This is a genomic window from Acinetobacter sp. UBA6526, from assembly GCF_002434875.1.
Lineage (GTDB): Bacteria > Pseudomonadota > Gammaproteobacteria > Pseudomonadales > Moraxellaceae > Acinetobacter > Acinetobacter venetianus.
Window position 1 is genome coordinate 1 of record NZ_DJLC01000135.1, and the last position, 9,995, is coordinate 9,995.

At 40.3% G+C, this 9,995-nt stretch carries 9 protein-coding genes; 6 read left to right on the forward strand and 3 right to left on the reverse strand.

The genetic code is table 11. From position 1 onward, the window contains the following. Nucleotides 1-195 precede the first annotated feature (195 nt). Both B4237_RS09045 and B4237_RS09050 read left to right on the forward strand, forming a co-directional pair. Nucleotides 196-822, forward strand: a complete 627-nt coding sequence (locus B4237_RS09045; RefSeq protein ID WP_278595831.1) for a hypothetical protein — start codon at nucleotides 196-198, stop codon at nucleotides 820-822. 107 nt (nucleotides 823-929) lie between these two features. Further along, nucleotides 930-1,241: an ankyrin repeat domain-containing protein gene (locus tag B4237_RS09050; RefSeq protein WP_278595830.1), complete on the forward strand. Its 312-nt coding sequence runs from the start codon at nucleotides 930-932 to the stop codon at nucleotides 1,239-1,241. Between the two features lie 299 nt (nucleotides 1,242-1,540). Here B4237_RS09050 and B4237_RS09055 read toward each other — a convergent pair whose 3' ends face one another. After that, on the reverse strand, nucleotides 1,541-2,236 hold the full coding sequence (locus B4237_RS09055) for a TIGR04219 family outer membrane beta-barrel protein (RefSeq protein ID WP_007479814.1): 696 nt from the start codon (nucleotides 2,234-2,236) through the stop codon (nucleotides 1,541-1,543). Between the two features lie 130 nt (nucleotides 2,237-2,366). Between B4237_RS09055 and B4237_RS09060 the strand changes: the two genes are divergently transcribed. The 3 genes from B4237_RS09060 (at nucleotide 2,367) to B4237_RS09070 (ending at nucleotide 5,780) form a co-directional block, all read left to right on the forward strand. Next, on the forward strand, nucleotides 2,367-3,809 hold the full coding sequence (locus tag B4237_RS09060) for an aldehyde dehydrogenase family protein (protein ID WP_278595829.1): 1,443 nt from the start codon (nucleotides 2,367-2,369) through the stop codon (nucleotides 3,807-3,809). Between the two features lie 381 nt (nucleotides 3,810-4,190). After that, nucleotides 4,191-5,669: a sodium-dependent transporter gene (locus tag B4237_RS09065; protein ID WP_004878225.1), complete on the forward strand. Its 1,479-nt coding sequence runs from the start codon at nucleotides 4,191-4,193 to the stop codon at nucleotides 5,667-5,669. A gap of 9 nt (nucleotides 5,670-5,678) precedes the next feature. Continuing rightward, nucleotides 5,679-5,780: a methionine/alanine import family NSS transporter small subunit gene (locus tag B4237_RS09070; RefSeq protein ID WP_004878224.1), complete on the forward strand. Its 102-nt coding sequence runs from the start codon at nucleotides 5,679-5,681 to the stop codon at nucleotides 5,778-5,780. A 49-nt stretch (nucleotides 5,781-5,829) separates the two neighbouring features. On the opposite strand, the gene rsmB is transcribed toward B4237_RS09070, so the two are convergent. After that, on the reverse strand, nucleotides 5,830-7,137 hold the full coding sequence (gene rsmB, locus B4237_RS09075) for a 16S rRNA (cytosine(967)-C(5))-methyltransferase RsmB (RefSeq protein ID WP_278595828.1): 1,308 nt from the start codon (nucleotides 7,135-7,137) through the stop codon (nucleotides 5,830-5,832). Beyond that, the gene (gene fmt / locus B4237_RS09080) at nucleotides 7,134-8,096 is read right to left on the reverse strand and encodes a methionyl-tRNA formyltransferase (RefSeq protein ID WP_278595827.1); all 963 of its coding nucleotides are present in this window, start codon (nucleotides 8,094-8,096) and stop codon (nucleotides 7,134-7,136) included. The genes rsmB and fmt overlap by 4 nt, the downstream gene beginning before the upstream one ends. Before the next feature lie 210 nt (nucleotides 8,097-8,306). Here fmt and ilvD point away from each other — a divergent pair. Beyond that, nucleotides 8,307-9,995, forward strand: a 1,689-nt coding sequence (gene ilvD / locus B4237_RS09085) for a dihydroxy-acid dehydratase (protein WP_286942799.1), incomplete at its 3' end; no start/stop codon positions are given.

Genomic DNA, 9,995 nt, shown 5'->3' on the forward strand with positions numbered 1-9,995 from the left:
GTAAGTCATCGCCAGCTTTTAAATGAATACACCCCCATTCGTATGAGTGGGGGTGTTTCTTTATGGCGTGATTGAAAAGAAAAGTTAGCGTAATTTTATTGTTTTATAATATTTATCCTGATACAAATAGCTGTGGTTAATAAGAAAATTATTATATAGGTAGTTTCGCTTTTTTGATTTGAGGATATTACTATATTGGATTCAACTCTTATTGCTGGAATTTTAAGTGCTATTGCTACTATCTTAGCTGTAATAATTGGATATTATCTCCAGCGTCCGAAAATACAATCAGAATTGTTAAAAAAAGATTTAGCTGATAACCAACAACTTATAGAACCTAATGAAGCCTTAGATGACTATGATCAGCGATATCTTGATTATCCTAGTCATTATAGATTCGTAAAGGGATTACCTCAATTATATTTAGCTGTATGTAAAAATGCACAGGAAGGCTGGGATACTGGAATAACAGGGGATATGAGGCAAGCTAATTATGATGTAATTGACTTCTTGGAATACGTATGGCTTCGGCTTGCTAAATTTTATCCAGAAAATCATTGGGATGGAAAGACTGCACAGGCGTACATTCAAAATTATCTGCAAGAAAGATTTATATTTCATAGATCAAAATATGAACCTAATGGCCCAGGTACAGGTGGAACAATTGTTTATATTTTAATAGGTAGTGATGTGATAAGAGATTTAGAAGAACTTATCAATGACACTGTAGATTCTTTATTTATGTATAACGATGATTTTGATCTTGAGGCTTGGCGTAAAGAATGGAGAAAAACTATAACTAATATACAGCAGGAAAATTAATTCTTTTTTGTCGATATTTTCTTATTTTTACTTTCATAATATTCAATATAGATACACCGTTAAATTTAAGTTTTAATTGTGCTTAGTACTAAAATGGATCATTCCTTATGAAACTAAACTCTTTCTCTCCACTCCCCGAAGATGATGAAGAACTGCATCTTCCTGAGCTAGTGTATTGGGCATCTTTAGGAGATCTGGAGCAAGTCGAGAAGTTATTGGCAGAGGGTATAGACCCAAACCAAACTGATGACGAAGGCTATAGTGCATTACAAGCAGCTGCTGAGAATGATCATTTAGCTGTGGTGAAGCTACTTGTGAGTAAAGATGCAAATGTTGCTTATAAAAGCGAATATACAGCGCTACAGCTGGCGGAAATGGCAGAGAATCACGACGTAGTTGTGTATCTCAAAAGTCTTTAAATCGCGTTTAAAAATGATAGATAAAAAGAAGCCCCATCATCCTGACGGGGCTTCTTTATATTCCGTTTATTGTCGTTTATATTCCTTATGAACGACCGCTTCCTGCGCATCTTGTTATTTTCAATGAGACTTCCTGCCTCTCTATGATTTGTATGGTAGGCGAAAAGTTTGGATTGGGATATTCGCCAATTGCTGCGATTGTTGTAGGTTTTGGCGTACACCAATAGAGAATGATGAAATGATTAGATTAGCTATAAAAAAAGGGAATCAAGAGATTCCGTTTTTGCTGTATTAGAATTTTAGAAATGAACATCCAAACCGATATAAGGACCTTTAAAATTAAATTTAAGGTCATTTTTTTCGTAGTCATCTAATTTAATATCAAGAATACGATAACCTGCTTTTAAGCCGACATCGACCAATAAATTATCAATAAAGTTGTATTGTAATTCGGCTTGGGCATCCGTAATTTTAGTGTCATTCACATTGCTATATAGTAATTCTGCTTTCGCACTTAGACCTGTAAATGGCAGTTTTACGCCTGCTGATCCATAGATAACAGGAATTGTTTTATCAATATCTGTTTTATTTAAGCCAAGCGTCTTAACATCACCATTGAGGTTACTCGCGCCAAAACCAATGTCTGCATCTACGATATTATCAAGTACTTCGTAATACAAAATAAAATCAGTATGGTCGATATCTAAGTCATAAACAGGTTGACCTGCAACTTCATTTTCGGTCTGTGTTTTTAAATTCACATAACGAATTTTTGCATTTGGGATCAGTGGAATTGGATGCTCAATTGCGAGTGATAATTGAGCAGAACCTTTTCGGTCAAGATCTTGATCGGGTGCTGAGGTTTGTGCTGCCATATTGGCTTCACCATTGTAGTTCCAGTAGCTAAGATCGCCTTTTACACCAATTAAATCGGCTTGAGCTAAACCACAAACGCTTGTCCCTAAAGCAAGTAGCGTTAATTTTAATAGTTTCATTGCATTGTCCTAATTAATATCAAAACCGTAATGAATTGTTATGAATTCACCCTAGATTGGACGCATCATATAGTGATCTTGAGCAATATGCAGTAGTCTAATTTTAAATTATGTGAAAAGAGAATAAATAATGACAGAAGTAGAATCGTGTGTGGATTACCCTTTATATGTAGCAGGGAAAGCAATTACAACAGGGCAATGGCTCGAAGTACAGCATAAATATCAACATAGTGTCTATGCACGGGTTGCTTTAGCAGATACAAAAGTTTTGGAAAAGGCTATTGCTGCATCGGTAAAAGCTGAAGCAGAAATGGCAGCATTAAAACCGTATCAAAAACAAAAAATTTTATTGCACTGTGTGAAGCGGTTTAATGAATTAAGGGAGGAACTCACCGAGATTTTAATTGCGGAAGGTGGGAAGCCTCGCGGTGCTGCGAGTGCTGAAGTGGAGCGTTTAATTAATACTTTTCAACTCGCTGCGGATGCTGTTACTCAACTTGATGATGGTCGAATGTTACCTTTGGCGGTTACACCTGCTGCGGCACGTTTTAGAGGAATGGTGAAACATGTACCTGTTGGTGCGATCTCGTTAATTAGTCCATTTAATTTTCCATTAAATTTGGTGGCGCATAAGATCGCCCCTGCGATTGCGGCGGGTTGTCCTTTTGTTTTAAAGCCTGCCAGTTTAACTCCAATTAGTGCATTAAAAATTGCCCAAGTCTTAGCTGAAACTGATCTTCCAAAAGGTTCTTGGTCAGTATTGCCGTGTGATCGTCAAGCGGCGGATATTTTAGTGACGGATGATCGCTTTAAACTTTTGAGCTTTACTGGTTCAGATCAAGTCGGCTGGGACATGAAAGCACGCGCAGGTCGCAAGAAAGTTACCTTAGAACTGGGTGGAAATGCTGCGGTATTAATTGAGCCAGATACTCCCGTTGATGATGCTTTGATTGATCGTTTGGTTGGAGCGGCTTATGGTCATGCAGGTCAGATATGTATTAGTGTGCAACGAATTTTAATTCATGCAGATATTTACACGGAGGTTAAAAAGAAATTACTCGCGAAAGTGAAAAAAATCAAAGTTGATGATCCAAGTTTAAGCACAACCTTGGTTGGTCCGATGATTAAGGAAGCAGAAGCAGTGCGCTTGAAAAAGTGGATTGATAAAGCGGAGAAAAAAGGGGCAAAAGTACTGATAGGAGGAACATTACAAGGTGTTCTATTTGAACCTACACTTTTGGAGAATGTAGATTCAAAGCTTGAAGTGTATAAAGATGAAGCCTTTGGTCCAGTTGCGATTTTAGAAAAGTACAAAGATTTTGAACAAGGGATCGCGACGATTAATCAAAGTCGTTTTGGGCTACAAGCAGGCGTTTATACACAGAATCTAAATAAGATGCTGTATGCATGGGATCATTTGCATGTGGGTGGTGTCATTATCAATGATGTACCGACTTTCCGTGTGGATAATATGCCTTATGGCGGTGTAAAAGACTCAGGCTTAGGTCGAGAAGGAATTCATTCGGCCATCCGAGATATGCAAGAAGAACGGTTACTCGCAATTAAACAATAAGCAATAATTTAGATAAGAGGGCATGATGATTTTAATGATTGATTATTTTATAAACTTATCCTGTAAAACTTGACTGTCAGGTCAATATTGCAGTGAATTGAAAAATAATCAATCGTTCGAAAAATATAGTTTTTTCGTCCAGAATTTACAGTAAAAAGAAATAAAAACGGGTATTGTTCAGCTATTAAGTAGCAAAAAATGGACAAAGCTCTTTAAGGAAGAATTTTCTATTTTGCTCGTTTGTTCTGAAGAATCAATCTGCCCAAAAGGTGATGCTCTTTGACAAACAACACAAAATTTTTGTGGTACTTTTCTTGCTTGTAACAAAAAAATAAAGTGTAGGCAGCATTAAAAGTAACCTTTATCGTATTTAGGTGATTTATGACAGATACTCGTGAAAACTGGTCTGCTCGATCTGGTTTTATTATTGCGGCGGTTGGATCTGCTGTTGGTTTGGGTAATATTTGGCGCTTTCCCTATGTCGCTTATGAAAATGGCGGCGGCGCGTTCTTAATTCCTTATTTAGTTGCGCTTTTGACAGCAGGTTTACCGCTGTTATTCCTAGACTATGCCGTGGGTCATCGTAGTACAGGTGCACCTCCAAAAGCTTATGAACAATTGACTAAAAAAGCTGAGGCTTTGGGTTGGTGGCAAGCTTGTGTATGTATCATCATCGGTCTTTACTATGCCAGTGTATTGACGTGGGCTGGTAGCTATATCTATTTCTCGTTCAATCAATCTTGGGGTGCTGATCCTGAGGGTTATTTCTTTAAAGCTTTCTTAGCAACTTCAGATGCCGCTGGTTTTGACATGACCTTTATTAGTCATTTGTTATGGCCATTGATTGGTGTTTGGGCGCTTGTGCTTGTAATTCTATATGGTGGTGTTCGAAAAGGGGTTGAGCTTGCGAACCGTATTTTCATGCCGCTTTTAATCGTTCTTTTTAGCATACTCGTGATTCAAGCATTACGTTTACCAGGTGCTTCAGAAGGCTTAAATGCATTCTTTACGCCGAACTGGGAAGCGATGAAAGACTATAAAGTATGGCTTGCTGCTTATGGTCATATCTTCTTCTCGTTATCTGTTGGTTTCGGGATTATGGTGACCTATGCCTCGTATCTCAAACCAAAAACGAATTTAACTGGTTCTGGTTTCGTTGTTGGTTTTGCAAACTCTTCGTTTGAATTACTTGCTGGGATTGGGGTGTTTGCTGCATTGGGCTTTATGGCACATGCTGCGGATAAGAGTGTTCAAGATGTGGTAAGCGGTGGTATTGGTCTTGCGTTTATTGCATTCCCTAAGATCATTTCAAGTTTAGGAGCGGGTGCTGAATTATTCGGTATTTTATTCTTTACTTCATTGTTCGTTGCAGGTGTAACGTCAATGGTGAGTATTTTAGAAGTGCCAATTGCAGCGATGCAGGACAAATTAAAATGGGGCCGTGCGAAAGCCGTAACCATTATTGGCGGTGGTACTGGTATTGTTTCTATTGCACTGTTCTCAAGCGCTAATGCCATTAAATTAGTTGATATTATCGATCACTTTATCAATAACTTGGGTATTGTTTCTGGTGCACTTGTTTCGATCATCATGGTGTCTTGGTTCAAGCGCTCATTGATGCGAGAGCTTGAGTTACACGTAAACAGTATTTCAACAATCAAGTTAGGAAAAATCTGGGAATTCACGTTGACTGTGATAACGCCAGTAGTGTTGTTATCTACGCTTGGTCTTGCTTTAAGTGCTTTATTGCAAAAAGGATATGGCGATTACTCAATGAGTTTACAGCTTTGGTTTGGTTGGGGCTGTATCTTGTTCTGTGCAATCGGTGCATTATTCATGTCTAGTTTAAAAAATCGCTAGGAGAGTGAAATGACGACTTCAGCTATTATCATGTTAGTGATTGCAATTGCTTTACTATGGGGTGGTTTATCTCTTTCGATTTTGCACTTATTGCGCAATCCTGAAGACTAAAATCACGCTGAGATATTAAAAAAAAGCAGGCTTAAAGCCTGCTTTTTTATTATGCCAATTTTTTAATTAAGCAATAATAGAAACCATCACCTGATTGCGCAGCAGGAAGTAACTGACGCCCATAGTTTTGTTCAATTCCCCAATCTGCTTCAATTTTGACTTCTTCTGCATCAGCATGTTCCGCAAAGAATGTCGCCATTTGCTGCTCATTTTCAGCTTTAAGAATTGAGCAAGTGATATAGAGCAATGTACCGCCGACTTTAAGCTGTTGCCACATCTGTTGCAAAATCTGCTGCTGTAAAGCGACTGTTTGTGCAATATCAGTGGACTGTCTGAGTAAGCGAATATCAGGATGGCGACGAATTACGCCTGTTGCTGAACATGGTGCATCTAGCACGATACAGTCGACCAGTTGCTGCGTCTGCCATGTGGTGGCATCTGCTGCGATAATCTCTACTTCGGTTTGATCTAAGCCAAGACGTTCGATATTTTCAGAAACACGCAATAAACGTTTCGCATCATGATCCAGGGCAATCAATTTTTTAGGGTTAAAGCGCTCAAGGATATGTGCTGTTTTGCCGCCAGGTGCAGCACAGGCATCAACCACCACTTTGCCATCTAGGTTCGGTAAAAGCGTGGCACACAGTTGTGCATGTTCATCCTGAACAGAAAAACCACCTTCTTCAAAACCTGGTAAATGGGTAATATTGCCCGTTTGTTCCAAAACAATACCAACATTTGAAAGCATGCAAGGACGAGCATCAATCTGTTCCTCGTCCAAAATCTCTAAATATTCGTCACGACTGACTTGGCGTTCATTGACTCGAAGGGTGAGCGGTGCGACTTGTTTTAAGGCTTGGCATAGAAGCTCTGTTTGCTCAGGCCAATCTTTTTTGAGTCGTTTGAATAACCAACTTGGTAAACCATGCGTATTATTCAATGCTGTTTGAAATTCATCTGTTTCACGTGAAACACGACGCAGAATCGCATTCACTAAACCACTCATTGGCTCGAAACCGAGTTGCTTGGCCGCATTTACCGTTTCTGAAATCGCGGCATGTACTGGAATACGAGTACATAGAATTTGATATAAACCAAGATATAAACAACTTTCTAGTGCTTCATTGTCTAATGGCTTTGTGAGCAATGGTAAGGTAATCGCTTTTAATGAATGCCATTGGCGTAAGCAACCTAAAGTGAGTTCATGATATAAACCACGGTCACGTTCAGAAACCATATTGATATGTTGATTTAAAACGGAAGACAAAGATTGCCCATTTTGAACCGCCAAAAGCGTTTTGACGACTTGCGCACGCAGATTCAAATTTTTTACAGAGGATTGATTTGATTGGCTCATGGGAGAATTTGTCCAATATGTAATTTCTGGGTTTGGGCAATTTGAACTGGATTGAGGGCTTTAGCACCCGGCCACTGAAGACTGGTGAGGCAGACTGCCGTATTGTCGCCACAAGCAACGTGTACACCTTGTTTGTCCATCGCTACAATCTCACCGACTTGAGCATCGGTTTTGCTGTGGGAAGAAAGCATAGAGCCCCATACACGCAGTGCATTGTTTTCATCCAGTTGAATAAAGGCAACTGGCCACGGGTTAAAAGCACGGATATTACGGTCGATTTGAATGGCATTTTGTGTCCAATCGATACGCGCTTCTGCTTTCACGAGTTTGTGGGCATAAACAGTGAGTGCTTCATCTTGCACTTCACGTTTGGCAATAAAATCTTGCAGGCTTTGTTCTGATTCAAGCACAGTACAAATCGCTTCTGCACCCTGATCTGCCAATTTGTCATGCAAGCTGGCAGAGGTATCTTCTGCTGTAATTGGGCAATAGGTTTTATACATCATATCGCCTGTATCTAAGCCAGCTGCCATCTGCATGATGGTAATCCCTGTTTCATCATCACCCGTCGCGATTGCACGTTGAATCGGTGCAGCACCACGCCAACGTGGTAATAGCGAACCGTGAATATTCAGGCAGCCATACTTCGGTGTATCTAAAACGGCTTGCGGTAAGATCAGACCATAAGCTGCGACTACCATCACATCAGCACCCAAAGCTGCCAATTCTTGTTGAGCTGCTAGGCCTTCTTCAGTCGACGCTTTAAAATGCAAAGGTTGATAAACAGGTAAACCATGTTCAAGCGCCAATTGTTTAACAGGAGATGGCGTTAATTTTTGCCCACGCCCAGATTTACGGTCAGGTTGGGTATAAACAGCAATGATCTGGTGTGATGTTTTTAATAATGCCGCCAATGCGGTTGCCGCAAATTCAGGCGTACCAGCAAAAATGATTTTCACAAAGATAATCCAACTAAAACTTGCTGCAAATTATAAGCGAAAAAGCCACTAGTCCCTAATTCGATGGATTGAATTGCTTTTGTGCAAAAAAGATAGGTCCACTGGTCATGAGTTAAACGATAACTTGTAGTATGATGGAAAAAGCTCAGTATCATTTCGCTAGAGAGAAAGCCCTATTTTTCTCGAGCACACACTTGTTGGGAATAAAAAATGCCTGATTATCGTTCGAAAACATCAACACATGGAAGAAATATGGCTGGCGCGCGTGGTTTATGGCGTGCGACAGGTATGAAAGATGAAGATTTTGGCAAGCCAATTATTGCGGTGGTCAACTCATTTACCCAATTCGTTCCAGGGCATGTGCATCTTAAAGATTTAGGGCAACTCGTTGCGAGAGAAATTGAAGCATCGGGTGGTGTTGCTAAAGAATTTAATACCATTGCGGTTGATGATGGTATTGCGATGGGTCATGACGGTATGTTGTATTCATTGCCTTCGCGTGATTTGATCGCTGACTCAGTTGAGTACATGGTCAATGCACACTGTGCCGATGCAATGGTTTGCATCTCAAACTGTGACAAGATCACACCGGGAATGTTAATGGCAGCAATGCGTTTAAACATTCCAGTGGTATTCGTTTCCGGTGGTCCAATGGAAGCGGGTAAAGTGAAGTTCCGTGGTGATGAAAAAGCCATTGATCTTGTTGATGCCATGGTTGTTGCTGCTGATGAAAGCTATACCGATGAAGAAGTCGCTGCTTTCGAACGCTCTGCATGTCCGACTTGTGGTTCATGTTCAGGGATGTTTACTGCAAACTCGATGAACTGTTTGACCGAAGCGCTTGGTTTGTCTTTGCCGGGCAATGGTTCAATTGTTGCGACACATGCAAATCGTGAAAAATTATTCCTTAAAGCAGGTCGTTTAGTGGTTGAACTGGCGAAACGTTATTATGAACAAAATGATGACAGCATTTTGCCACGTTCTATTGCAACCAAAGCTGCATTTGAAAATGCCATGACTTTGGATATCGCGATGGGTGGTTCGACCAACACTGTATTGCATTTACTTGCTGCTGCGCATGAGGCAGAAGTTGATTTCACGATGGATGATATCGACCGTTTGTCACGTCAAGTGCCTGTATTGTCAAAAGTTGCGCCTGCAAAATCTGATGTGCATATGGAAGATGTACATCGTGCGGGTGGCATCATGGCGATCTTGGGTGAGTTAGATCGTGCCAAGTTACTCAACACTGAATGCCCAACTGTACATGAAAAAACACTCAAAGATGCCTTAGATAAATGGGATATTATTCGTACTGAAGATGCAGATGTGTATGAATTCTATCGTTCATCTCCGGGCGGTATTCCAACGCAAGTTGCATTCTCTCAAAATCGTTATTACTCAACTTTAGATGGTGACCGTGAGAAAGGCGTGATCCGTAATGCTGAACATGCCTTTTCTAAAGATGGTGGTTTGGCAGTACTTTACGGCAACATCGCGCTGGATGGCTGTATCGTAAAAACTGCGGGTGTCGATGAATCAATCCTTAAATTTACAGGAACTGCACGCGTTTTTGAAAGCCAAGATGCAGCTGTAGAAGCGATTTTAGATCATAAGATCGTTGCTGGTGATATCGTGGTCATTCGCTATGAAGGCCCTCGCGGTGGACCAGGTATGCAAGAAATGTTATATCCAACAAGCTATTTGAAATCTAAAGGTTTAGGTAAAGACTGCGCCTTGATTACGGATGGTCGTTTCTCTGGTGGTTCTTCAGGTCTATCGATTGGTCACGTTTCTCCAGAAGCTGCGGAAGGTGGTGCAATCGGTTTGGTTGAAGATGGTGACACCATTCAAATCGATATTCCAAATCGTACGATTCATCTTGATATTGATGATGCA

What these genes read in the sequence shown, in the direction of transcription:
- B4237_RS09050 (WP_278595830.1), top strand. Translation starts at nt 930, where the DNA reads ATGAAACTAAACTCTTTCTCTCCACTCCCCGAAGATGATGAAGAACTG.
- B4237_RS09055 (WP_007479814.1), bottom strand. Translation starts at nt 2,236, where the DNA reads ATGAAACTATTAAAATTAACGCTACTTGCTTTAGGGACAAGCGTTTGT.
- B4237_RS09060 (WP_278595829.1), top strand. Translation starts at nt 2,367, where the DNA reads ATGACAGAAGTAGAATCGTGTGTGGATTACCCTTTATATGTAGCAGGG.
- B4237_RS09065 (WP_004878225.1), top strand. Translation starts at nt 4,191, where the DNA reads ATGACAGATACTCGTGAAAACTGGTCTGCTCGATCTGGTTTTATTATT.
- B4237_RS09070 (WP_004878224.1), top strand. Translation starts at nt 5,679, where the DNA reads ATGACGACTTCAGCTATTATCATGTTAGTGATTGCAATTGCTTTACTA.
- rsmB (WP_278595828.1), bottom strand. Translation starts at nt 7,137, where the DNA reads ATGAGCCAATCAAATCAATCCTCTGTAAAAAATTTGAATCTGCGTGCG.